This is a genomic window from Streptomyces sp. CA-210063 (assembly GCF_024612015.1).
Classification (GTDB): domain Bacteria; phylum Actinomycetota; class Actinomycetes; order Streptomycetales; family Streptomycetaceae; genus Streptomyces.
Genome location: NZ_CP102512.1, coordinates 9,372,592 through 9,396,492, shown reverse-complemented (window position 1 = coordinate 9,396,492; position 23,901 = coordinate 9,372,592). Strand labels below are relative to the sequence as shown.

General features: G+C 69.1%; 16 protein-coding genes and 1 pseudogene. 10 read left to right on the top strand and 7 right to left on the bottom strand.

From position 1 onward, the window contains the following. Nucleotides 1-88: 88 nt before the first annotated feature. Nucleotides 89-349, bottom strand: coding sequence for a hypothetical protein (locus tag JIX56_RS41170; protein WP_257548745.1), 261 nt, complete (start codon nucleotides 347-349; stop codon nucleotides 89-91). Nucleotides 350-769: 420 nt separating this feature from the next. Beyond that, nucleotides 770-1,936, bottom strand: a complete 1,167-nt coding sequence (gene xylA / locus JIX56_RS41165) for a xylose isomerase (protein WP_257548743.1) — start codon at nucleotides 1,934-1,936, stop codon at nucleotides 770-772. Nucleotides 1,937-2,081: 145 nt separating this feature from the next. On the opposite strand from xylA, the gene xylB reads away from it, so the two are divergent. The 6 genes from xylB to JIX56_RS41135 all read left to right on the top strand — a co-directional run bounded on the left by xylB (nucleotide 2,082) and on the right by JIX56_RS41135 (nucleotide 10,026). Further along, nucleotides 2,082-3,527, top strand: coding sequence for a xylulokinase (gene xylB / locus JIX56_RS41160; protein ID WP_257548741.1), 1,446 nt, complete (start codon nucleotides 2,082-2,084; stop codon nucleotides 3,525-3,527). 99 nt (nucleotides 3,528-3,626) lie between these two features. Beyond that, nucleotides 3,627-4,835 (top strand): ROK family transcriptional regulator, encoded by a 1,209-nt coding sequence (locus JIX56_RS41155; protein ID WP_257548739.1) that lies wholly within the window; start codon nucleotides 3,627-3,629, stop codon nucleotides 4,833-4,835. Nucleotides 4,836-5,061: 226 nt separating this feature from the next. Then, nucleotides 5,062-5,661 carry an N-acetylmuramoyl-L-alanine amidase gene (locus JIX56_RS41150; RefSeq protein ID WP_257548737.1) on the top strand — a complete coding sequence of 200 codons (600 nt, stop codon included), beginning with the start codon at nucleotides 5,062-5,064 and terminating at the stop codon, nucleotides 5,659-5,661. Nucleotides 5,662-5,846: 185 nt separating this feature from the next. Continuing rightward, complete coding sequence (locus JIX56_RS41145) at nucleotides 5,847-7,124, top strand: GAF domain-containing protein (protein ID WP_257548735.1); 1,278 nt, start codon at nucleotides 5,847-5,849, stop codon at nucleotides 7,122-7,124. Between the two features lie 212 nt (nucleotides 7,125-7,336). Further along, nucleotides 7,337-8,860 (top strand): acetaldehyde dehydrogenase ExaC, encoded by a 1,524-nt coding sequence (gene exaC / locus JIX56_RS41140; RefSeq protein ID WP_257548733.1) that lies wholly within the window; start codon nucleotides 7,337-7,339, stop codon nucleotides 8,858-8,860. A 281-nt stretch (nucleotides 8,861-9,141) separates the two neighbouring features. Next, nucleotides 9,142-10,026: a hypothetical protein gene (locus JIX56_RS41135; RefSeq protein ID WP_257548731.1), complete on the top strand. Its 885-nt coding sequence runs from the start codon at nucleotides 9,142-9,144 to the stop codon at nucleotides 10,024-10,026. Between the two features lie 288 nt (nucleotides 10,027-10,314). Here JIX56_RS41135 and JIX56_RS41130 read toward each other — a convergent pair. From JIX56_RS41130 to JIX56_RS41120, 3 genes and pseudogenes are all read right to left on the bottom strand, one after another. Beyond that, nucleotides 10,315-10,586 (bottom strand): annotated as a pseudogene (locus JIX56_RS41130) (MBL fold metallo-hydrolase); the annotation flags it as partial. 439 nt (nucleotides 10,587-11,025) lie between these two features. Then, complete coding sequence (locus JIX56_RS41125) at nucleotides 11,026-12,060, bottom strand: hypothetical protein (protein WP_257548729.1); 1,035 nt, start codon at nucleotides 12,058-12,060, stop codon at nucleotides 11,026-11,028. Next, nucleotides 12,061-12,639, bottom strand: coding sequence for an SAV_6107 family HEPN domain-containing protein (locus JIX56_RS41120; RefSeq protein ID WP_257551407.1), 579 nt, complete (start codon nucleotides 12,637-12,639; stop codon nucleotides 12,061-12,063). An 849-nt stretch (nucleotides 12,640-13,488) separates the two neighbouring features. Between JIX56_RS41120 and JIX56_RS41115 the strand changes: the two genes are divergently transcribed. Then, nucleotides 13,489-16,881, top strand: a complete 3,393-nt coding sequence (locus JIX56_RS41115; RefSeq protein ID WP_257548727.1) for a hypothetical protein — start codon at nucleotides 13,489-13,491, stop codon at nucleotides 16,879-16,881. A gap of 151 nt (nucleotides 16,882-17,032) precedes the next feature. Here the strand turns inward: JIX56_RS41115 and JIX56_RS41110 are convergent, their stop codons facing one another. Continuing rightward, nucleotides 17,033-17,911 carry an IS110 family transposase gene (locus tag JIX56_RS41110; protein WP_257548725.1) on the bottom strand — a complete coding sequence of 293 codons (879 nt, stop codon included), beginning with the start codon at nucleotides 17,909-17,911 and terminating at the stop codon, nucleotides 17,033-17,035. A gap of 461 nt (nucleotides 17,912-18,372) precedes the next feature. On the opposite strand from JIX56_RS41110, the gene JIX56_RS41105 reads away from it, so the two are divergent. Next, nucleotides 18,373-19,734, top strand: a complete 1,362-nt coding sequence (locus JIX56_RS41105; RefSeq protein WP_257548724.1) for a competence protein CoiA family protein — start codon at nucleotides 18,373-18,375, stop codon at nucleotides 19,732-19,734. Between the two features lie 100 nt (nucleotides 19,735-19,834). Here the strand turns inward: JIX56_RS41105 and JIX56_RS41100 are convergent, their stop codons facing one another. Then, complete coding sequence (locus JIX56_RS41100) at nucleotides 19,835-20,755, bottom strand: DUF559 domain-containing protein (RefSeq protein WP_257548723.1); 921 nt, start codon at nucleotides 20,753-20,755, stop codon at nucleotides 19,835-19,837. A 627-nt stretch (nucleotides 20,756-21,382) separates the two neighbouring features. Between JIX56_RS41100 and JIX56_RS41095 the strand changes: the two genes are divergently transcribed. Continuing rightward, entirely contained in the window at nucleotides 21,383-21,622 is a 240-nt protein-coding gene (locus JIX56_RS41095; protein ID WP_257548722.1) for a hypothetical protein, read from the top strand. A 13-nt stretch (nucleotides 21,623-21,635) separates the two neighbouring features. Beyond that, nucleotides 21,636-23,879, top strand: a complete 2,244-nt coding sequence (locus tag JIX56_RS41090; protein ID WP_257548720.1) for a hypothetical protein — start codon at nucleotides 21,636-21,638, stop codon at nucleotides 23,877-23,879. Nucleotides 23,880-23,901: the final 22 nt, after the last annotated feature.

Here is a 23,901-nt window from a genome sequence, read left to right as displayed (position 1 = left end):
CGGCGTCATGGGGCTCGCCGCACGAGCATGGGGTCTCTTGGCCGGGGCGGCTGTCACCGGTGTCGAAGCAGTCGCCCGTCTGAAGCGTCTAGTACGGCACTTCGTCGCCGGCCGGGGCCGGGAAGAACGAGTCGAGGTCGGTGGGAAACTCGCTCGGCAGTCCGCTGGGGAGGTCCGAGGGGAGCGGCGGAAGGTCGCTGGGCAGAAGCTGGGACGGGAGGCTCAGCGACGGGACGGGCGCAGGGCTCTCCCTGCGGTCGGTCTCACCCGGCGGTTTCTCGTCCGGCGATCCCTCTCCGCCGGTGGCCACCAGCACCACGGCGGCGACGGCCCCGAGGGCGATGATCACGGCCAGCACGATGAGCAGGACGTTGCGGCGCCCGCCGGGAGGGTGCCCCGGTGGAGGCGGGCCACCGCTCTGTGGAGGCGGACCGAAGCCTCCGGGCGGTGTGTATCCCCCGGTCGGGTCGTCCGGTGGCGGGCCGTAGCCCCCTGGCGGCGGCCCGAACCCTCCGCCGTTCGACGGCGGTGTGCCATCCGGCGGCTGAGGAGGCTGGGACGGTAACGGCGGTATGCCCATACCGACCAGAGTCCCCGCGAACCGGTCAAGGCGCGAGCTCTGCGCGGGAGTTGATACGGACTCATGCCATGGACCGCGCGATTCCGGAGAATTCCGTGCAGGGATCGGCCGTGAGAGGCGCGAGAGTCGGCCGGGACGGGCGGAGGCCCCTGCCGCTTCAGCGGAAAGGGGCCTCCCACGCGCGCGTGATCAGCCGCGCGCGCCCAGCAGGTGGTCCATCGCCAGCTGGTCGAGCTGCTCGAAGGCCATGCCGCGAGCGGCGGCGGCCTCGGCGTCGAACTCCTCGAAGGCCGTACGGTCCGCGAGCAGGGCCTGCAGGCCGTCGACGGCCGTCGGCTGGGCCAGCTGGTCCAGCCGTGCGGCACGCAGGGCCTCCTGGACCGCCGGGTCCGCGCGGAACGCGGCCGCACGCTCCTTGAGGATGAGGTAGTTGCGCATGCAGCCCGCGGCCGACGCCCACACACCGTCGAGGTCCTCGGTGCGCGGGGGCTTGAAGTCGAAGTGCTTCGGGCCCGCGTAACCGGCGCTCTCCAGGAGGTCGACCAGCCAGAAGGCCGAGCGCAGGTCGCCCGCGCCGAAGCGGAGGTCCTGGTCGTACTTGATGCCGGACTGGCCGTTCAGGTCGATGTGGAAGAGCTTGCCGGCCCAGAGGGCCTGGGCGATGCCGTGCGGGAAGTTCAGCCCGGCCATCTGCTCGTGGCCGACCTCGGGGTTCACGCCGTACAGCTCCGGGCGCTCCAGGCGCTCGATGAAGGCCAGGGCGTGACCGACCGTGGGGAGCAGGATGTCGCCGCGGGGCTCGTTCGGCTTGGGTTCGATCGCGAACTTCAGGTCGTAGCCCTGGGAGGTCACGTACTCGCCGAGGAGGTCGAAGGCCTCCTTCATCCGGTCGAGCGCGTCCCGGACGTCCTTGGCGGCACCGGACTCCGCGCCCTCGCGGCCGCCCCAGGCGACGTAGATCTTGGCGCCCAGCTCGACCGCCAGGTCGATGTTGCGGATCGTCTTGCGCAGTGCGTACCGGCGCACGTCGCGGTCGTTGGCGGTGAACGCGCCGTCCTTGAAGACGGGGTGCGTGAAGAGGTTGGTGGTGGCCATCGGCACGGTCATGCCGGTCGTGTCGAGGGCCGCGCGGAAGCGCTTGATGTGCTCCTCGCGCTCACTGTCCGAGGACCCGAAGGGGATCAGGTCGTCGTCGTGGAAGGTCACCCCGTAGGCACCTAGTTCCGCCAGACGCTGCACCGACTCGACCGGGTCGAGGGCGCGCCGGGTGGCGTCGCCGAACGGGTCCCTTCCCTGCCAGCCGACGGTCCACAGGCCGAAGGTGAACCTGTCGTCGGGGGTGGGCTGGTAGTTCATGCCGCGGCTCCTTGCGCTCCGACTATTTCGTCATGGCGATTTACAAATTAGTATGCGGACGCGTCTCTGGGAAGACAAGATGTCGCCGAACAGAGGCGTCAGCCGCGTCCGCGGCAGTCACGAGCCGCGTGAGAGGGAGAGCCCGATGTCAGCAGCCGAGGGTCCGCTCGTCGTCGGTGTGGACTCGTCCACACAGTCCACCAAGGCCCTGGTCGTCGACGCGTCGACCGGACGGGTGGTGGCGAGCGGGCAGGCGCCGCACACCGTGTCCTCGGGAGCGGGCCGCGAGAGTGATCCGCGGCAGTGGTGGGACGCGCTGCGCGAGGCGCTGCACCAGTGCGGGGAGGCGGCACACGAGGCCGCGGCGGTGTCGATCGGCGGCCAGCAGCACGGCCTCGTCACCCTCGACGCCCGGGGCGAGCCGGTCCGCCCGGCCCTGCTGTGGAACGACGTGCGCTCGGCACCGCAGGCGGGCCGTCTGGTGGAGGAGCTGGGCGGCGCGAAGGCATGGGCGGAGCGCACCGGCAGTGTGCCCGGCACGTCCTTCACCGTCACGAAGTGGGCCTGGCTGGCCGAGCACGAGCCCGAGGCGATCCGCGCGACCGCGGCCGTACGACTGCCGCACGACTACCTCACCGAGCGCCTCACCGGCCAGGGCACGACCGACCGCGGCGACGCCTCCGGCACGGGCTGGTGGGCGTCCGCGACCGAGGCGTACGACGCGGAGGTCCTCGCCCATGTGGGGCTGGACCCGGCGCTGCTGCCCCGTGTGGTCCGGCCGGGTGAAGTGGCCGGGACCGTACGGGACGCCCATGACCTGCCGTTCTCCAAGGGCACCCTGGTCGCCGCCGGTACCGGTGACAACGCGGCCGCCGCGTTGGGGCTCGGGCTGCGCCCCGGCACCCCGGTGCTGAGCCTCGGCACCTCCGGCACGGTGTACGCCGTGTCCGAGCACCGCCCCGCCGACCCGACCGGCACGGTGGCGGGTTTCGCCGACGCACACGGGGACTGGCTGCCGCTGGCCTGCACCCTGAACTGCACGCAGGCCGTAGACCGTGTCGCCGCCCTGCTGGGCCTGGACCGCGAGGCCGTGGAGCCCGGTACGAGCGTCACTCTGCTCCCCTACCTGGACGGCGAGCGCACCCCGGCCCTGCCGCACGCCTCGGGCCTGCTGCACGGGCTGCGCCACGACACGACCGGCGGGCAGCTGCTCCAGGCCGCGTACGACGGTGCCGTCCACTCACTGCTCGGCGCCCTCGACCTGGTGCTGGACGCCGACGCGGACACCTCCGCGCCGCTGCTGCTCATCGGCGGCGGCGCGCGGGGCACGGCCTGGCAGCAGACCGTGCGCCGGCTGTCGGGGCGTGCCGTGCAGGTCCCCGAGGCCAAGGAACTGGTCGCGCTGGGCGCCGCCGCGCAGGCCGCCGGGCTGCTCACCGGTGAGGATCCGGCCGCGGTCGCCCGCCGCTGGGACACCACCCGTGGGCCGGTGCTGGAGGCGGTGGAGCGGGACGAGGAGACGCTCGCCAGGATCGCCGGAGTACTGTCCGACGCGGCACCGCTGCTGGAGCGCGAACCGGGCGGCCGCTGACCGGACGAGGGGGCGAGGGGCGCCTGAAGTGGGAAAATCCGATTCCGGCATGATCTACAGGACACCCACCAGGGCACACCGACGGGAGCCGAGGGAGGCATGAGCACACCACTGCACGAGGCCCACCCGGGCGGCTCCGGCCGTCGTCTGCCCGACAACCAGCAGGGCATGCGCCGCCGCAACCTCTCCCGGGTCATGCACACCGTCAACGCCGAGGGGCCGCTGTCCCGGGCCGCCGTCGCCCAGCGCATCGGCCTGACCCGAGCCGCGGTGTCGACGCTGGTGGACGAACTCATCCGCTCGGGGCTCCTGGAGGAGCTGGGCCCCGAGCGGCCCGGCCGGGTCGGACGGCCCGGCTCGGCGCTCGCCCTCAGCGGACGCGGTCCCGCCGGAATCGGCGCGGAGATCGGGGTCGACCATCTCGCGGTCTGTGCCGTGGACCTGCGCGGTGAGGTACGGGCACGGGCGGTGCGGCACGGCACCAACCGCAGCAGGTCCCCCGAGCCGGTCATCGACGAGCTGACCGAACTCGTCCGACGGGTCGTCGCCGAGGCAGCGGGCGAAGGCCTGTGGCCCGCGGGTCTCGCGGTCGCCGTGCCCGGGCTGGTGGCGAGCGACGCCCGGACCGTGGTCCGCGCCCCCAACCTCGACTGGCACGACACGGACCTCGGCGCCCTGCTGCCCGGCGATCTGCCGGTGACCGTGGACAACGAGGCCAACTTCGGCGGCCTCGCCGAACTCTGGCTCGGCGACGACGCACCGTCCGACTTCCTGCATGTCTCCGCGGAGATCGGCATCGGTGGGGCGGTCGTCGTGGACGGCCGACTGCTCCGCGGAACGCGCGGTTTCGCGGGCGAGTTGGGGCATGTGCCCGTACACCCCGAGGGTCCCGACTGCGCGTGCGGTGGACGCGGCTGTCTGGAGCAGTACGCCGGTGAGGAGGCCGTGCTGCGAGCGGCCGGGCTGGAACCGGGCGAGCACCGTGTCGAGTTCCTCGCCGAGCGGGCCGCCGCCGGTGACAAGGATGTGCACAGGGCCCTGTGCGGCGCCGGCACCGCACTCGGCATCGCATTGACCGGCGCGGTCAATCTGCTGGACCCGGAGACCGTGGTGCTGGGCGGCGCCCTGGCCGCCCTCGCCCCCTGGCTGCTTCCCTCGCTGGAACGGGAGTTGGCACGGCGGACGGCCGGGCCGGCGTGCGCCGTGACCGTGTCCCGGCTGGGCTCCGAGGGGCCGCTGCTCGGTGCGGCTCATTCGGTGGTGCGGGGTGTGCTGGACGATCCGGCGACGGTCGGGGTGCGGGCGTAGCGCAGCCGACGCACCTCGCAACTCACAGGCCTACCCGGCGACTTCCCCCTTGCGGGTGACGAAGTTATCCACAACAAGCTGCTTTTCCACCGATCTCCACGCGCTCCGACGGCCCGGTCGGCAATCGCCGTACCGTGATTCACGTGAGGCGCAGCCAATCGGCCTGCGGATGCGTCTTCGAGCACGACGTCCACGTACTCCTCCCCATCGGCAGAACGGAGCCCCCATGGAGCGAGCCAGGCCGTTGCCGAGCAGGCGACGGCTGTTGCAGGGCACCGCCCTCGCCGCGATCCCCTACGCGTTGCTCCCGAACCCCCGGGCCGGCGCCCAGGCACCGGACGTCGACCACGCGCACGCCCGGTGGGAGCCGGCGAACCCGGCCAACTACACCGCGGCCGACCGCCCGACCGGCCGGCCCATCGATCTGGTGATCATCCACGTGACGCAGACGACCTACAAGAACACCCTGCCCGTCTTCTGGAACCCGGCGAAGCAGGTGTCCGCGCACTATGTCCTCCGGTCGGCCGACGGGCGGGTCACCCAGTGCGTCCGTGAGCGCGACATCGCCTGGCACGCGGGCAACTGGGACTACAACGCACGGAGCATAGGCATCGAGCACGAGGGCTGGGTGGACCGGCCCGAGTACTTCACCGGTGCCATGTACGAGCAGTCGGCGGCGCTCACCGCCGCGATCTGCGACAAGTACGGCATACCGAAGGACCGCGCCCACATCATCGGTCACCACGAGGTGCCGGGCACGGACCACACGGATCCGGGGCCGCACTGGGACTGGGCTCGCTACATACGTCTGGTCAATGCCGGCTGAGTCCCTCCGAGTCAACGCGGTCTGAGGCCGTCCGAGCCGGGGGGCGTCCGAGGCGAGGGCGTCCGAGGCGAGGGCGTCCAAGGCGAGGGCGTCCGAGCCAGGGAACGGGGTCGCGTGGCTTGTCGGGGTGTGTGTCCGGCGGTGACGATGGTCCCTGGTGTGCATGCTTTTCCCGGGAGGCCGAATTGACGGATCCTTGGGTGGCTCTGGAGCCGGGAGCCGACCCCGTCGAACGAGTGCGGGTGCTGCGCCGCGCCCATGAGGCGTTCACGCAGGGAGGCACGGTGGCGCGACCGGTGCGTTCCGTGGTGGCGGACTCGTGGCGGCGTTCGGCCAAGGCCGGTGTCGGGCCGGAGGGCACCGCGCGTGTGGAGCTGATGGACGGCGACCTCGGTTCCTACCGCGCGGAGCATCCGCTGGCCCGGGTGATGCCGTTGGTCCGGGAGTTGCTGGGCACGTTCGCGGCGGACGGCGAGCATCTGCTGGCCGTGTGCGACGCGCAGGGCAGGCTGCTCTGGGTGGAAGGGGATCCGGCGACCAGACGGCGGGCGGACCGGATGAACTTCGTGCCGGGGGCACACTGGGCGGAGTCCGCGGTGGGTACGAACGCGCCGGGCACCGCGGTCGCCGTGGACCGGCCCGTGCAGGTGTTCGCGGCCGAGCATTTCATACGGCGGGTGCAGCCGTGGACGTGTGCGGCGGCGCCGGTGCACGATCCGCGCACCGGTCGGGTGCTCGGCGCGGTCGACATCACCGGCGGCGACGGCCTCGCGCATCCACACAGCCTCGGCTTCGTGCAGGCGGTGGCCCGGGCCGCCGAGTCCCAGCTCGCATTGCTGGCCCCGCCCGGGGCGTCGGCCGACGCGCTGGAACTGGCCGCGCTGGGCCGTGACGAGGCCCAACTCCTCGTCGGCGGACGGAAGCTCAGGCTCAGCCGTCGGCACAGCGAGATCCTGGTGCTTCTCGCCCGGCACCCGGAGGGCCTGTCCGGCGACGAGTTGCTCTGCGCGCTGTACGAGGACGAGTCGGTGACACCGGTGACACTGCGGGCCGAACTGGCCCGGCTGCGTCGCCTGCTCGGGCCGGCGTGGTTGGGGTCGCGTCCGTACCGGCTCACGGTTCCGGTCGAGTCCGATGTGGCAGTCGTGGAACGGAGGCTGGAGACGGGCGCGGTGACGGCGGCCGTGTCGGCGTACGGGGGCCCGCTGCTGCCCGGTTCGCAGGCGCCGGCCGTCGTACGGCTGCGGCACCGGATCGCCGACGGGCTGCGTACGGCCCTGATAGCCCGCCGTGACCCCGACCTCCTGGCGGACTGGGCGCATGCCCCCTGGGGCGAGGAGGATCTGGAGGTGTGGCGGGCGCTCTCGGCCGTACGCCCCACGGCGGTCGTGCGGGCACGGCTGCGCGAACTGGAGTCGGAACTGGCGGCACCGCGGGGGTGGGGGCGCCAGCGGTGTCCCTGAGGGATGCCCCAGGGTGCCGGCCGAGATTCCCGGTGCGGCGACACACAGCCATTCGGCGGGCGGGGCGGGGCGGGGCGGGGCGGGGCGGGGCGGGGCGGGGCGGGGCGGGGCGGGGCGGGGCGGGGGCGCAACGTCGTTGCAACATTCGGGTTTCTAGCCTCCTCGCGAGAGCTGCCCAATGGCGGGTGGCGCTTCTCGGGAGGCAGGTATTCATGACCCGTTTCGCAGCGCCCGGTACGGACGGCGCGGTCGTCTCCTATGAGGCGCGTTACGACCACTTCATCGGGGGTGAGTACGTGCCGCCGGCGCGCGGGCAGTACTTCGAGAACCCGAGTCCGGTGAACGGGCTGCCGTTCACGGAGATCGCGCGGGGTACGAGCGAGGACGTGGATCGCGCGTTGGACGCGGCGCACGCGGCCGCGCCCGGCTGGGGGCGTATGTCCGTGACCGAGCGTTCGGACATCCTGCGGAAGATCGCCGACCGGATGGAGGCGAATCTGGAGAAGCTGGCGGTCGCAGAGAGCTGGGAGAACGGCAAGCCGGTGCGCGAGACGCTGGCCGCCGACATTCCGCTCGCCATCGACCACTTCCGGTACTTCGCGGGGGCGATCCGCGCGCAGGAGGGTTCGCTGGCGGAACTCGACGACGACACGGTGGCGTACCACTTCCATGAGCCGCTGGGTGTGGTCGCCCAGATCATCCCGTGGAATTTCCCGATCCTCATGGCGACCTGGAAGCTGGCGCCCGCGCTGGCGGCGGGCAACGCGGTCGTGCTCAAGCCGGCCGAGCAGACCCCGGCGTCCATCCATGTCTGGCTGAGCCTGGTGGCGGATCTGCTGCCTCCGGGTGTGGTGAACATCGTCAACGGGTTCGGGGTGGAGGCGGGCAAGCCGCTGGCGTCGAGTCCGCGGGTGGCGAAGGTGGCGTTCACGGGTGAGACGACGACCGGGCGCCTGATCATGCAGTACGCCTCGGAGAACATCACGCCGGTGACCCTGGAGCTGGGCGGCAAGTCGCCGAACATCTTCTTCGACGACGTGTGGTCGGCGAACGACGACTTCCGTGACAAGGCCCTCGAAGGTTTCACGATGTTCGCGCTCAACCAGGGAGAGGTGTGCACCTGCCCGTCGCGGGCGCTGGTGCAGCGAGGCAACTACGCCGAGTTCATGGAGGCGGCCGTCGCCCGCACGGAGCAGATCAAGACCGGGCACCCGCTGGACACCGACACCATGATCGGCGCCCAGGCCTCCAACGACCAGTTGGAGAAGATCCTCTCCTACCTGGACATCGGTCGGCAGGAGGGGGCCAAGGTCCTCACCGGTGGTGAACGCATTGAGCAGGACGGCGAGTTGAAGGGCGGTTACTACGTCCAGCCGACGATCTTCGAGGGCGACAACCGTATGCGGATCTTCCAGGAGGAGATCTTCGGTCCGGTGGTCTCCGTCACCTCGTTCAACGACTTCGACGACGCCATCAAGATCGCCAACGACACGTTGTACGGCCTGGGGGCGGGGGTCTGGACGCGGGACACCAACACGGCCTACCGCGCGGGCCGTTCCATTCAGGCGGGCCGCGTCTGGACGAACTGCTACCACGCCTACCCGGCCCACGCCGCGTTCGGCGGCTACAAGGGCTCGGGCATCGGCCGCGAGACCCACAAGATGATGCTGGACCACTACCAGCAGACGAAGAACCTGCTGGTGTCCTATTCGCCGAAGAAGTTGGGGTTCTTCTAGGCGCCAAAAAAGGGCGCCTGACCTGGGCAAATGCCCGTCAGGCGCCCTCCGGAGCCTCCACTTGGGCAACGAGTCGAAATACGGCTCTGCTCCTGATATCTCCCACCGCTATCCCACCTCTGACCAGCTGTTCCGGGATATATCCGGGCCAGATCCCGGCTGGCGCGCCTTCAACGGCCACTGGCCCCCGGTTCCTCCCAATGCCTCATCGACTCCTCGATCAGCCGGTTGGCGTGGTCTCGTGTTTCGGCAAGAAACTTGGCGTAGTAGCGGAACAGGACATGGATGCTCTGCCCGGCTCGGCGCGCGCACTCTGCGGGGTCGACGCCGGAAGCCAGCCATTCGCCGAGAGGCAGCTATCCGTCCGGTTCTTCATGCACGTCGCCCGCTACGCCTCCGCCTACAACCTCACCTTCGCCCCCGGCCAGAGCCGGGCGGACTTCTTCGGAGAGCGGACCGTCGGCGGTTATGTCGTCGCGGAAGCCAAGGGCCGCTCAGGCCCGCTGACGAAGAAGCTGCGCGAAGCCATGGAGGAACAGAAGAGGACAGTCAAGACCATCAAGGGCGTAGTGCCGAAGATCGCATACGCGAGCGCGGTGCACTTCTCCTCCCTCCATAGCCCCATGCGTCTGACGGCGATCGACCCGGACACAGCCGACCCTCGCGCCGTAGACCTTCCCGTCGACCCGGACCTACATGTGCTGGCCTACTACACGCCGTTCCTGGACGCCTTCGCCCATCAGGAACCACTCATTCTGGGCGACTACGTCGTGGCTGGCTTCGAGGCGCTCGGCGTGACGCTCGGGGTCTTGGCGCCGGTGCTGCAGCGTGTGGAACGGGCAGCTCGACGCAACGAAATCGCGGGCCTTCGCGATGACAGCCTGGGCCTACTCGCCCGCCACCGGCCTCGCCAGGAGCGCACGCTCTACATCGACGGCACTCTTTTCGCGGCAGACTGGACGGTTCCTGAGGACCGGCGCCGCCCGGGCCGTCGGGACAGCGAGGTGCTCCCCGACTTCCTGCACGAGGCGTTCCGCAGCATGAACGAGGAGGACGACTGGCGAGTGGTGTCCGTGGAGGAGGGGGACCTCGACTGGCGGGATCTGTCCCCTGCCAGGGGCTACATGCCGGGAATCCTCCCCCAGGGTGATCTCCTCGAGGGCTGAGGCATGGACGGCCGCCGGGCACCCTACGGCCGCTGCAGATTCACCGCCGCGGTGGACGCCGCCGAGGGCCTGTCAGGCGCTGTCCCGGTCCACGCGCTGTGTAGATCGGCTTGTCCCCGTCGGTCCGGCGACACGAGTTTCGCCGGGCAGCCCAACGTGGTAACTCCACCAGGTCGATGCGCATGTCGACGATGGTGGTGTGCCTGTCCGGGGCGACGATAGAGCCTCCCCGGTTGCACCGAGGGCGCCGAGAGTGGTGCCGATTTCCCAGAGGACTCCCGACCGACGTCACCGCTCACCAGCGAGGTCGAGATCCCCCTTGCTCGTCTCGGCCGCACCCTCAGTACTCCGGTCACACCGCCAGGGGTGCGCGTTCGGCTGCGACACCGCCCGCCACCACGCTTCCATCGGCAGCTTCCCCGCTGGCTCGAACGGCTCACCCGGCCACGGGTGCGTCACCGCCTGGCCGGCCTCCTCGGCCGCATCCTTCATCCACTTCCCCGGCTCCGCCCACGCGTGCAGCGTCAGGTTGAACGTCCCCAGTGGATCGGCAACAGCACCTCACCGGACCAACTTCCTGCTTCGAGAATTGAGACAGTCAGCACTTTCCAACCTCACAGCCCCTATGGGGTCCTGGCTGCAGCTGTCCGACCAAGTGGAAGACCTCCCGGGCCGCGTAGCGCTTGAGGCAAGGGAGGATTTCGCGACGGGACTTGCCCTCCGTGATCGGCGCTCGTAGTAGTCCGGAGCGCGTGGGGTCGACGGCCCCGCAGGAGCGATCACCATCACCATCCGCGGAGCATCCCCGCGGGGCCGACGCGGCTGATCAAAACTACGGTCGACGTGTACGGGCACCTCGTCCACCCCGCCTGGGACCACCGCGAGACGATCCGACGAGCAGCTGTTTGGCCCCCTCCACGTCAGACGAGAAGTCGCATCCGGGAGACGCAACTCGCCCACAGATGCCAGCGCTGACTCCCGTCGCCTCCGGGCGGTCGTTCACCGAGGCTCGCCCATGCCAGGCGGGGAGCGGAAGCGGTTCAAAGCGACAGCTCGGTCGTGGAATCGGGAACGGGACATCCGAGAGACCATCCGCCACATTTCTCTCTCTTCTGCGATGTCCTGTGGCAGGTCAAGGCCCATGGCCTGAGCTAATGGGTGGCGCCCCAGGTTGACCAGTGCGCGGACGGCTGCCGCCCATTCATCAGTTGCTGCAACCGCGGCCCGATACCAAAGCGGGCACAGAGCGCAGAGGACGCCGGCCGTGCCGAGGAGAACTGGAGGATCGGCACTATCAACCGATGTGGCACACAGGGCCATGGCGACGAGGACTGTGTGCCCGTACAGCAGGGCTATGAAGAAGTCGACGCTGGTGCGCGCGGTGTCGACCTGCCTGCGAGCCTGCTCGGGCGCCATCGCGGTGAGCTCGTTCCAAAGCACCTGAGAATCCAGGCGATACCGGTCATAGCCGTACTCCTCCAAGCGCCGAATGGCGTTGCCGAGCCTAGTAGGCGTGACCTGGTCGTCCTGCACCGGATATCTGGCCAGCCGCTCACCAAGCAGCGCCTGCTGCGTCGCTGTTAATACTTCGTCGCGTGGATCTGGTGCGGCCGGGGCTTCTCCGTCAGGGATAGGTGGCCTCTGTGCAGTGCCTGCCGACTGCATCCGCTCAGCTGCAGCCCGACGCGCGCGGCGCGTCCGTGTCAGTTCATCGGCCAGGTCGCTACGGCGCTTGCGGTGGTGGCGACTGCGCCGTGCATAAAGTCGCGCCGGCCAGAGCAGGTACCCCTCCAAAACTCGATAGAGGGGGACTTGCAAGGCATTGAGGATGAGGCCCGTCAATACGGAAGCAATCAGTAACAGCAGCGCCTTCGCACCCGGCGAGGCAGTGAATATCTGGTTCGCCACCGGGACCTGGCGCAGGCTGGGCCCCATGGTGATGGCCAGAATGCCCAAGTTGATGGCTGTCGGCAGGATCCAGCCGACCAACAGGCTCCACCCGCCACCGAGAACACCCTTGGCGATATCCCCCAACTACTCGTCCCATTCATCGTCGTCATCGCCCAATGGAGGGCCCGGCGGGGTGTGACCAAGGGGTATGTCTAGCGGTGGGCTTTCGAGCGCTGCGCGCTCGTCGGCGTCTCTGAACGCGGGCTCCGGGTCCGGCAGTCGCAGATTTTCAAGCTGCCAAGAGTCAGACAGGAGTATCCGCTGGCTGATCCGGAGAAACATCCGAGCATCGCGAAGCAAGTCCTCCGCTTCACGCATGCTCGCCGCGCCCGGGAGGCCGGCCTCGGCGCGAGCGCGCGTTCGAGCCCTGGCCGCGAAGAGAACGCTCCACTCGGTCAGCTCCGGAGCTACTTCAGGAAGCACCTCCCATGCGCTGCGGATCCGCCTGCGGCGCCCATCGCTCGCGCCTTCCGGCGGCCGGCCTCGGGCAGCAAGCACTGCGGCGGCGGTGCGTAATGCTGCCAGATGAGCCGTGGCGAAACGATCATTCGCAGACTCCATCGCAGATGCCTCTTGCAGGCCGGCCTCTGCCTGGGCCAACAGATCCAGCGCAGGACGGGGAACGGTCCCCTGAAGCCTGCGGGCTCTCGCAGCGAGATCCATCAACTCTCGAAGGCGCGATATCAGCGCCTCTGGGACGCTGGTGGCTGCCAAAGCGTCATCCAGCTGGTGTGCGACCGTTCCAACCGTTCGTTCCGCATCGGCGATCTCGTCGAACGCGCGGTATACGAGCGCCACAGCCCTGACGGTCTGGGCGTCCGTACCAGCCGCGAGGTGGAGGCGAATTTCCGCTAGGCACTGTGCGACTGCCGTAGAGGTCCCAGGGACGTCATTGACGTCTTTCCCATAGGTGAAACGGATAACGGTGCCGCCGTGGCCATCCGAAACAGCACCCTCTTTGACCGCAGATCGTCGACTGTTGCCCGACGCCATCACACCCCCGAAGCCCACACGAATGTTGCACACGACGCCCTCACCAGTGGTGGCGTAAGGACGCGCGATCCGCCCGAGGTTATCGCGCGGGGAACCTCCTGGACACGTGCGAGTCGGGCATCTGCAACCGCGACTGCTCTGGTAATACCGGAAAGCGCGGCCTGGTACACGGCCCCGTACAGCGCCCAGGAGCGGCCCAGCGGTGCGTCTGGCTGCCGGGGCGGCGGGGCGGAACCGCCTCTCAACACCAATCTCTTGCACAGGTGTGCAGTCGGACCTCGACGCTGGCTTCGCACAGCAGCGCCGCGCTCTCCTGCGCGGACTGTCCGGCGCCCACCACGACGACATCCCTCCCCGGAGAGCCGCACGTTGGCACACGACCCGCTGGCGGAGTTGGTGACCGAGCCTGCACAGACCGCCACATGCCCGCACGGACAGCCACACAGCCTGCCGCATGACGACCCCCGTCCCGCCGAAATCCGCAGGCGCCACCCCCGCACGCCAGGCAGAATCGCCCTCATGTCGCAGCGCACCGAAGACCTGCTCACAGCCGTCGACCGGCTCGCCTACCCCCACCGCATGCGTGAGTTGGCCTCTGCTGCCCGGCGCGCCGCGGCAATGGGGGCGGTCGACGAGCTTGTAACCGGGCTCGCCGCCCACGGCGTCCACGGGCGGCGGCTCGCCGCCACCGTGGCGGACATGGCGCGTCACGACGCGTATCTGAAGGGCTGCCTCGCGGACCCCGACCGCCTCGTCCGCGCCCCCGCGATCAGGGCGCTGCGGCAGGGGCGGCTCACGGACGCCACCGTGATCGAGGCCATCGAGGATGCACCCGCCGCCGTACGGCAGCAGCTCGTGCACGCCATCGCCGTGGCGGGGCGTACGGGCCTCGCCGAGGCGCTGGTCGAGCCGACGTACCGGCGATGGGGCGCCGAGGCCGCCGCGGAACTGCTCCCCGCCTGCACGCCGGAGACCGCCGCCCGGCTGCTGCCCCGCCTGTTCCGCGGACTGAGCTCCTACCGGCTGCTCGCCGCCCGCCATCCCGCTCTGCTGCTCGCCGAGATGGAGCGGCAGCTCGACACCCTCCCCGCCGTCGTACGGGACGGCTGGCTGGCGTCCCACGCAGACGCGCTCGCGCTCCTCGCCGAACGGGATCCGCTCGGCGTGCTGGCTGTGCTCGAGCGTTACGAGACGCTGCCGATGCCCGTGGACCGCAAGCTGCACCTCCTGGTCGAGGCAGATCCCGGCCGCACGGTGCGGCTGCTGCTACGCCCGAAGCTGCGGTCCCGGCTGAACAGCGGCCGCCTCGAACCCGCCGTGCTGCGCCGCCTCGTCCGCCACGCCCCGGCGGAACTCACCGACCTCGCCTGCGCCTGGAACGACAACGCGGCCGCTCTCGCCCGGCTGCTGGCCTGCCTGCCGCCCTCCCGCCGCGGCGCCCTGTTCGACGCGGCGATGGAGGGCAACGATCTCGCCCACGCGGACCTCAGCCCCGCCCTGCTCGACGTACTGCCGTACGAGCGGCGCACTGCCGAGGCTCGGCGGATAGCGACGCTGGCCCGCGGCAGGGGCGCGCACTGGACGCAGATACTGACGGCAGCCGCCTATCTGCCGCCGGACGAGGTCCGTGACGACCTTCTCACCGCCGTCCGCCGCTCCGCCGCGGACGACCGCGCCACGGCGTACCCGCTGCTCGTCCGCAACGCAGCACGCTCCCGCGACCCACAGGAAGTGAGCCGGTTGCTGCGTGCGCTGCTGCGGCTGCGCAATGAACAGGACCCGGTCCGCAGCGCCGCCCTCTCCGCACTGGCAGAGGTGCGCCCTTCGCTGTTCGCGGAGGACGCCGCCGAGGACCTCGGACGAATCGCCATCGACGCCGTCGAAGCCCGCGACTCCTCCTGGAGCACCCGTCACGCGCTCAGCACGCTCGCCCTGTCCGTGCTGCGCGAGCACGCCGTCACGGGCGGCACGCGGCTCATCGGCTGGGCCCTCGACACCCTCACCCGGCTGTCCGGCCACACCGGCGGCGCGAACGTCGGCCGCCTCGACATCGTGCTGCGGCGCGGCCAGGAGTACGAGGTGCTGGCGGCGCTACGGCCGTGGCTGGAGGCCGCCACCGACAAGGCCGACTACTCGCTCGTCTTCGCACTCGTACGGGCACTCGGGCGGCGCGCGTGGGGGATGGCCGAACTCCAGGAGTACCTGTGGCAGGCCGTCCAGTTCGGAAACGACGCGTCCGTCCGCACCGCCGTCGACCTCTGGCTGGAGCAGCCGAAGGGGCGCGACGAGCGGGTGGAGCGGATCGTGAGGCTGGAGCCGTCCGCCGCCGTCCTGCCGTCCGTTCTGAGAGTCCTGACGGGGCGGCGTACGGACCTGCTCGACCCGGTGCTGGCGGAGACCCCACCGTACGGCCGCTTCCTGACCGCCCGCAGCCACTGGACGCCACCCACCCACCGGGCGCACCGCTGGGTGCCGCGCCAGCAGCGGGCGGCGGCGGAGCTGCTCGCGCGCACGGCGGGCGACGCGGGGCAGCTGGTGCATGTGCGCGTCCAGGCCCTCTCGGCGGCGGCAGTGATTCCGGAGGCGGGCCTGGAAGTCGTCCGCCGCTACACGGGATCGTCGAACGTCCCGCTGGGGGAGGCGGCCCTCGGCGCACTGCCGTGGACGGACCGCCCCGGCGAGGTGCTGCCGCTGCTGCTGGAGCACGCGGGCGGCGACCGCGCCCGGGTCGCGGTCTACGCGGCGACGCGGGCCGCGCAGTACGTCGCGCCGTCGCGGCTCGCCACGGAGCTCCGCAGGCTGCTCACGCCGAAGGACCCGCGGACGGTGAAGGTCACCAGCCGCAAGGAGGCGGTGCGCCTCGCGGCGACGATGCTGCCCCCGGCGCAGGCGGCGCCGCTGCTGCGGGAAGCGTTCGAGCTGCCCGGGCAGCACCACGACGTGCAGTCGGTGTGCGTCGCGTTTGCCCAGGGGATGCTGGCGGAGCCGGCCGGCTGGCCCATGCTGGAGTCGGCCGCGCAGGGACGCACGGAGCTCCGCCGGGAGCTGGCGCGGGCGGCCGTGGCCGAGGTGGACGAGGAGCATCGGGCCAGGTATGCAGGGCTGCTGCATCGCGCCTGCGAGCCGCTCGAACCGGAAACGGCTGCGGCGCTGTTTCCAGCACTGGCGGAATGGGCGCCGTGGCAGCCGGAGATCGCCGAGATGCTGGTGGCCGCCACCACGGACCTTGCCGATCGGGCAGTGTGGGCGATGGCCGGGCAGGAGTTGGTGGAGCTCGCGGCGGACGACGACGGCCCGTACCTTCGGGCCCTGCGGGCGATGCTGGAAGCCACAGGAGACCCGGACCAGCCCGACGCCGAGCCCGAACGCGACCAGCCGGCCCGGCAGCGGGCCGCGAGCCTGCTGCACCACCTCCTGCTCCACCATCGCTACCGGGGCGGGGGCCGGCCGACGGCGGACGTGCTGGTGCGCGCCGCCGACACCGCCGCCGGGCACGAGGATTTCGCGCGCTCCGTCGCCGAACTCCGGCTGTACTCCCTCGAACTGAACAAGGACGCCACCGCGCTGTCCTCGGGCTTGCGCCGACTGGCTGCCGACTGCGAAGGACGTCCGCTGCTCGCCCGGGACATCGCCGAAGGGCTCAGCTCGCGGCTCAGCGCGATCAGCGGCCCCGCGCCAGACGCGTGGTTGGAGACCGCCCGCACGCTGGGTGCGGAACCGGGCCTGGCCCAGGGCCTGTTCGCCATCAGGCTCACCGTCTCCGGCGGCAGCCGCTCTCGGTGGACGGAGCCGTGGCGCGGCCAGCTCCGCACCCTGCGCCGGCACGCACACCCCGACGTCCGCGCGTCGGCACGCGAGACGGTCACGGCACGGGAGGCGCCGCCGTCGGTCCCAGGGACGATCCAGTGGTGACCGGGGCCCGCGCCGTCCGACCAGGTGGAAGACCTCCCGGGCCTCATAGCGCTTGAGGCAACGAACGATTTCACGCCGGCTCTAATCGAGGAGAGGACCTCGCCGTTGAGGAACGCTGAGGGCCCCTGCCGACACCTGCCCGGCGAGGGCCTCAATGACCATCACGCGTCACAGCCCCTATAAGCGTGGACGCCTCACTATCCAGGCGTTCCGGCTTGTCCCCCACCGTGATCAGCAAGGCGACGGCCGTGTCCGGACCGACCCCCACCACGTCGAGCAGCTGCGGGGCGTGACATTTGACGAATCGGGCCAGACGAACGTCCACATCCCGGACCTGCTCGGAGAGCTGGCCGATCCGGTGAGCCAGCAGACCCAGCGTGATCCGAGTGGCCTGCAGCACCGACTCCTCACCGTCCTCCTCGCGACTGCTCACGTCGGCGAACCGCGCACAGGCCCGGAAGAGTTCGGCATTGCCCAGTGCGGCCAGTTCTTCCCGCAAGGCAGGATCGGCAGTAATCAGGACGGACTTGATCTGATTGATGGCCTGCGTGCGCGCTTTGACGGCCGACACCTTCGTGATTTCGTACATTCTCGCGATCTGCACCGGCCCGTCGCCCGCTTTCGCCCGGGCGCGGGCCCGCCCGCTCAGTACGGCTCGCGCCGCGTTCTGGGCATCGAGCGGATCTGATTTGCCGCGCCGACGGCGATCTGCCCGGTCCATCCGATTCACGTCAAACACGTCTATGCCCTGGGCCAGTAGATAGCGCGACGAGGACGCCCCGTAGGAACCGGTCTCCTCCACCCCGGCCCGCCTCACGGCTCCCGACTTCCTGGCCCACTTCAGCAGATCGCAGTACCCGGCCGCGGTGGCCGGGAACTCGTCAGTGGCAAGCACTGTCCCCATCACGGAAAGCACCGCAGCCACCTGGGCATCCCGGTGCGTGTCCACTCCCAACACCACCTCACCCGCAGGGCGACGGCGGCGGGTCTTGGGAGCAGGCGGCGTACTGGACATGGTCGATCTGGACATGTCCGTTCCCCTTTCCAGTCCGACGGCGCGTCGCGTTGCCGGTACCGGGCCGCGTCGGGCGGTCAGAATCGTGGGGACGCCACAACAATCGGCAGGCCCCTATCGGGACACACCTCGCCGGCCCGGCACCGACGACGCACCATCCCCGGCCAGCAGCCGACACCGTGAGATCGGGACACTTCGGTCAGACATGTCATGAGTCAGACCCCAGGCCCGGGACAGAACCCACCCATCCTCCCGCCCCCATCTCACCTCCGCTCAGGGGCCGCAGAACATGCTCAATCCCCCTCACGCAACACCCAGTACTGGATCCCAGCCGACCACAACAGCGCACGAAGGCAAGCGGGGCGTTCAGGGAGCTTGGTTGCTCGTCGACAGAGGCACCGCCACCGACCAGCCCTGCCGCCGCCGCAGCAGCAGCAGCCAACTCTGTTGTCAGAGGCAGGACTTACTCTCAAAGCATGACCCACAAGGTGCTGCATCGCGGTTACGGGATCACCATCGACTTGAGTGCATCAGACCTGGGCAACCCGGACCGACCGGGGCTCCTGCAGGAGATTCACCGCAATTACAAGCCGGACCTTCTCTACTGCCTCGGGGCCCATGAATACGGCACCGTCTGCCCCGGGTTCATGACCATCGTCGAGAAGAACGGGCGCTACCACGCCCGGCACGTGACCAGGGGCGAGGTGTCCGAGACAGCGAGCGAGAGCGAGCTGCACAAGGCACTCAAGAACCACACCGCCGAAACAGCCAGCCGGGAGGGCTTCAACGTCTCCGTCGAAGACCGAGCCGTACATGGTCGCCGTCGTACTGATGTAACGGTCGCCGGGGTCGGCGGTAAGAAGATCGGCTACGAGATCCAGATCTCGCCGATCGCGAGTGGTTCTGTGGACAACAGGACGCGCACTGCAGTGGGCGACGGCCTGACACCGCTGTGGCTCGTGACGAACGAGAACTCGCTCGCCATCGATCGGGCGCCTTGGGCTCGGCTGAACGTCCAGCGATGGCAGGACGTGGGCAGTGGGGACGCCTTGCGCGTACGAGGAGGGGTGAAGGCCTTACGCATGGTCCGCTGCGACTGGAGTACTCAGCGCGAATGCCCCGGAACGGGTACGCGCTGTGGCGGTTGGCACGCCACGTGGGAATCCACGCAGGCGCACTACGACGACATGGTGCGCATGACGGCCGTGGGTGAGCTCGTGACGCTGTTCATGCGAGCGCGCGCCGGGCGGCGGCGCGGCTGGCACATGTGGGTGAAGCCGTCGGACAAGGCGGAGTTCCTCCAAGGCCGTCCGGAACCAGAGCCCTATCTGTCGGCGTCGGCTGCCGGCTCGACCGCCACTCTCCTCCCCGCCGTGCCACTCCCGCCCGACCCGCACTGCCACTATGGCGAGGACACCGGGATTCGCGCGGAACTCGCGCGTCCCCGCGACAGTGGCGATCCCATCGATGCCTCCGACTGGCTGTCGAAGGAGCCGCCGCCCGAGTACAGGTCCACGTGGAACGTGGACGGCTGGGAGATTCCCGGCGATGTAGTGCCGGCGAGGCTGGCGCTGGACTCCGCCCTTCAGCACCTGAAAGCACTCGCCGACACGCTCCCAGCGGGAGCAGACATCGCAGCGGGACGAATCGACATCACGCACGCAGACCGACAGCGGTGGCTCGCGGCCCAGGAAGAGTGCAGGCGACTGGCCGCCGCACTGGCGACCCACCCATGGCTGCCCACGACCCACGACCCGTTCAGTGCCCGCAGGGCTCTCTTCGCCGCCACACGCAAGGCTGAAGCCGTGGACTCCGCCAACGCGACGTATCAACCTTAGAAGAGCTCGCCTTGTCCAGGCTTTTCGGCGTAGGGGAACACGCGGGTCTTCTTGGTGACATTGCGTGGCTCTGTGGCGACGACCCTGCCGTCCCGCATCTTCAGGGGGTTGGTCGGTCGCGTTCGATGCTGGCGGCGAATGCCGCGGCCTGACGGACGCAGGCGGCGGCATCCTTGGTGATCTCCGAGCCGCTGAAGCGCACGATCCGCCAGCCGTCGAGTTCGAGTTCGCGCTGCCTGGCCCGGTCTCGGGTGAAGGCTTCGGGACTGGAGTGCCATGCGTACCCGTCGAGTTCGATGCCGATCTTCTGTTTGGGCAGAGCGAAGTCGATGCGGTACCGACCGCCGAAGACTGGGTGCTGAGCCTCCAGGCCGTTCAACTCACGTGGCGTCTGTTGCACGTAGGCTCCCCAGAACGCCTGCTCAATAGGGGACTCAAGGTTGGGGGATAAGCGAACAACCTCCTTGAGTGCTTCAAGGGGAGTCGCGGCGGCGATGGTGCTGGAGGCGCAAGAGAAGGCGAACCACAGATCGTTGGTGGCGCTGTCCGCGATCCCGATACCAACCTCGCTGGCCTCCGACAACCATCCGAAGGTCTGGGGTGTCTCGGGCGCTGCGATGACAATGGTCTTGCCGCGTCCCTTGGCGTAGCCGATCTCGACCAGCGTGCCGTAGGCAGTGAGGTCGTCGAGCCAGGCGAACACGATGTCTGCTGTGTCGATGGCCGAGAGGCAGAGTTCCCGTACCTGATTCCTCTTGGGCAGGTTTTCGTAGGTGAAACAGGGAACAGCGCCGTCGTTGCCGCAACCGTGGGTATTGGGGCCGTGTCCACAGCCGTGGTCGTCGCTGACGAAGTACGGGCCAACGTAGTCGAAGAGGCCAAGAACGCTGCGCTTCAGGACGGGCCACGGCTCGGAGGGGTGGTCATCGTCGACCTCCCAGGCTCCGCGGAGCCGGTAGCCGATCAGGTCGTAACGCCAGTCGCCTGGGCCGATCTTTCCGGCGAGATAGATGGACGGCATTGGAGCTCCTGGGCGGGTTGGCGCTGGTCTGTGGTGTGACGGTACGACAGGGGTGGTCTGTCCGTCCGGGGTTTGATCACGTCCGTCACCGGATGGCGCGGCCGTCGCGTTGGTGCGGGACGACGTCGACGTATTGCCTGCACCAGATCCTTGAAGCTCTCACGCGGCTGGGCCTCGTCGAGAGATGACAGGGAGCGTGGTCTGGACCTGCTGCTCGACTTGCACGGCGGCCACACTCGGGGAGGGGGCGTACTGGTCATGCTCGTAGCCATGAGATTCACCTGCAATCAGCGAGTCAGTTGGCACACCGGGATCCTTAGCGTCAACTCGCCAATTCGTCAATCCAGCTTATTTGTTCGAAGTCCATCATTCGCGAGTTCGGCACCTCCGCGCGGGGCATGCCGACCGGCAACTTGTTTTTACTAACCACACCATTAGAGCGTGATCTCACTGCCCCTCAATGGGAACAAAAGTACGCCTCTTCACCCGAAGCGAGTATCTACCGGATAAGCATGTCGCTCCTCAGCTTCCTGATGCCAGGATGCTTCCTGTTCCTAACGTGCCGATGCGGGACGTCTGTTGGCCGATGGGTCGACCTACGGCCGCGACTCCCGAAGGGCCTCAGTCATGCCTTCATCCCCGGAATCCGACCGTCCTCTCGACGAATCCACCGAGGAGATCCGACGAAAGGAGCGGGAACTGGCCGAAGCTGAGGTCAAGTTGGCGCGCCGCGAGCGGATTGTGAACCGGCTGCGAATCCTGCAGGTGTTCTTCTCGCTGGTCGCGCTCGCGACAGGCAACCCGGCTTACCGGTGGGCGGCCAGCTGCGCCCAGTGGGTCATGGAACGTTTCCGGGACTCCGAGTGATGTGAGGTAGAGCATGAGCGAGGTCAATGTCGATGGACCGTTTCCGATTCCGGTATCCCGGGAGGATCAAGAGGCATGGATTAAGGCCGTGCTGGCGACCGAGGGGGTGAATCTGCCCCGTGGTGCACTGGAGAACGTCGCCCCCTTCATCGTTGATCCCGATGACACGCTGAGTGAGCCCGACGCCCACGGTGTGCGCACGCTCAAGGCGAGCGCGGTCCGGCGTATCCGCACAGACGCTGGTGACATGGTCGTCGCCGTCGTCCGGATGCACGGCGTCGGCGGTGTGCAGTGGGGACACAACGAACGGATCAGCTCAATCTGGCGCTCCGTCGCGGATCCGACGGTCGGCCGGGAGACCGAGCGGACCTTGGCTTCGGTCCGGCCATGGATGGGTGTCGACGACGATGGATGCAAGAAGTGTTTCGCCGCACTTGAAAGCGTCGTGGCCAACCGGCGCATGTTGATCATGAACGCCGAGGATGCGGCGGACGAACTGAAGAGGCGAGACCGCGTCCGCCCTTACGACCTTGAGGAAGACCTCGTCCTCAACGGGCAACAAGACCCCGGGATGTACGTTCCCCAGCAGGTGAGGATCGAGGAGAACCCGGAGAAGGACTCTGACGGCAACCCTCTTTATCCGGACGCCTATTGGGGGTGGATGGCAGTTCGAGGCAATAATCGCACACAGAAGCGGCAGTCGATCTTCCGTTTGACATCCAGTGAAGTGCTGGCCGGTGTCCCGGCGGAGAAACTGGAGCGAGAGGGGGACGAGATCATCTGCGACCCTCGTGACTGGCTCCCTGAATTCTCCGCCGTACTCAACAGGGAGTTCGCGGAGACGGGCGACGACGAACTGGATCCGACGAACGGCTCACGGGCGCGACGCGCCGCGGCCATCGCCGTGGTGGACGCGCATCTGGTGATCGGCACCCCCACTCCGCAGCGGCTCTACCGCATCGTGCAGATGAACAACCGGCGCGATCACGTCCACCCGCCGCTGGAGTTCGACGCCCTCGACCGCTCGCGCGCGCTGGGGCGGAGCGTTCTCGGGATGTACGTGGCGCAACAGGTTATGGATGAGAAAACGGCAGAGGTCCTTTCCGGACTCGCGCCGATCCGTGAACTCTCGGGCGCGTGGGCGGACATGACGGTCTCAGAGCTGCGAGACCTGCGCTCCATGAGGTTGTTGCAGGAACTGTTTCCGGTGGATCCGCGCAAGCGTCATCTACTGCGGCGCGCGCTCAGCGAGAACCCGCCATCTCAGCTCAAGTCGGGGGAAATCAACCAGCGGGCGCGCACGTGGTCAGCGCTGACCTCCGAGAGCTACCCGGCACCATGGAACCCACGCGTGGGCCAGGTATTCTCGACCCGGGCCCGGGAGGGAATCGTTCTCTCCGGACGCAGGCTGCCAGATCTGCTCGCTGCCGCGGACACCGATGACGACGCATTCGACGAACTGGTGTCCTATCGGGCGGCGCACTGGCTGGCCTCCTTCGGCATCATCGAGGCCGACCGAGGCTCACTCGACGGCCAGGCGGCGATCGGCGACGCAGGGGAACGGATTCGCCGATCTCGCAGGACCGTCATGAACTGCCTGCAGGCCCTGCGGCACGAAAAGAGCCGGATGATGGCAGTCGGCGTACTGAAGTCGCTGGCCGCAGCCATGGACGACGGAGACCGGCGGCCCTGGCGCGTCAGCAGCTCCGGCAAGGAGATGGTGGGGCGGGAAATGACACCGCTCTGGTTCGACAGCGAATTCCCCAAGGACACCGGTACCCGGCCCCGCAAGACCGCAAATTCTGCACCACCCTTGCTCACCACGGCGACGGCGCCCGCCCCCCTCCCTTCGCCTACACTGCCCGCGCTCTCACCCATGACACCAACGCCCTCACTCGTGACATCAGCTCCCGCACACCCCCCCGCGCCGCCGCCCACCCCTGCAGTCTCGGCCCAGTCCGAAGCGCGCGCCACCGAGGAGACCGACGAAGCCGATAGCTCCATGCCCTCCCTCGAGGAACCGCTAACCCTTGAGACACTGATGACCCGTGTCGAAGAACGGATCCGTGGCCTGCACGCGGCCTCCGCCGAAGTCGGCGAACTCCTCGGCCACCTCGCGGACCAGAGCCGGGCGGCGTCTCTCGCCCAACCTATCGGCCGACAGCAGGCCGATAGGACCGTGCGCCTCCTGAACCAGACGCTATCCAGGCTGCGCAGACTGCCCGAGCTGATGGAGGAGATGACGGAACCCGTCTGACGCACTTCGCCCGGCGGGGCCG

Excerpts from the sequence above, each read along its gene's own strand:
- xylA (WP_257548743.1), bottom strand. The coding sequence starts at position 1,936 with ATGAACTACCAGCCCACCCCCGACGACAGGTTCACCTTCGGCCTGTGG.
- JIX56_RS41090 (WP_257548720.1), top strand. The coding sequence starts at position 21,636 with ATGAGCGAGGTCAATGTCGATGGACCGTTTCCGATTCCGGTATCCCGG.
- JIX56_RS41155 (WP_257548739.1), top strand. The coding sequence starts at position 3,627 with ATGAGCACACCACTGCACGAGGCCCACCCGGGCGGCTCCGGCCGTCGT.
- xylB (WP_257548741.1), top strand. The coding sequence starts at position 2,082 with ATGTCAGCAGCCGAGGGTCCGCTCGTCGTCGGTGTGGACTCGTCCACA.
- JIX56_RS41135 (WP_257548731.1), top strand. The coding sequence starts at position 9,142 with ATGGATGCTCTGCCCGGCTCGGCGCGCGCACTCTGCGGGGTCGACGCC.
- JIX56_RS41095 (WP_257548722.1), top strand. The coding sequence starts at position 21,383 with ATGCCTTCATCCCCGGAATCCGACCGTCCTCTCGACGAATCCACCGAG.
- JIX56_RS41100 (WP_257548723.1), bottom strand. The coding sequence starts at position 20,755 with ATGCCGTCCATCTATCTCGCCGGAAAGATCGGCCCAGGCGACTGGCGT.
- JIX56_RS41105 (WP_257548724.1), top strand. The coding sequence starts at position 18,373 with ATGACCCACAAGGTGCTGCATCGCGGTTACGGGATCACCATCGACTTG.
- JIX56_RS41115 (WP_257548727.1), top strand. The coding sequence starts at position 13,489 with ATGTCGCAGCGCACCGAAGACCTGCTCACAGCCGTCGACCGGCTCGCC.
- JIX56_RS41150 (WP_257548737.1), top strand. The coding sequence starts at position 5,062 with ATGGAGCGAGCCAGGCCGTTGCCGAGCAGGCGACGGCTGTTGCAGGGC.
- JIX56_RS41110 (WP_257548725.1), bottom strand. The coding sequence starts at position 17,911 with ATGTCCAGATCGACCATGTCCAGTACGCCGCCTGCTCCCAAGACCCGC.
- exaC (WP_257548733.1), top strand. The coding sequence starts at position 7,337 with ATGACCCGTTTCGCAGCGCCCGGTACGGACGGCGCGGTCGTCTCCTAT.
- JIX56_RS41120 (WP_257551407.1), bottom strand. The coding sequence starts at position 12,639 with ATGGATCTCGCTGCGAGAGCCCGCAGGCTTCAGGGGACCGTTCCCCGT.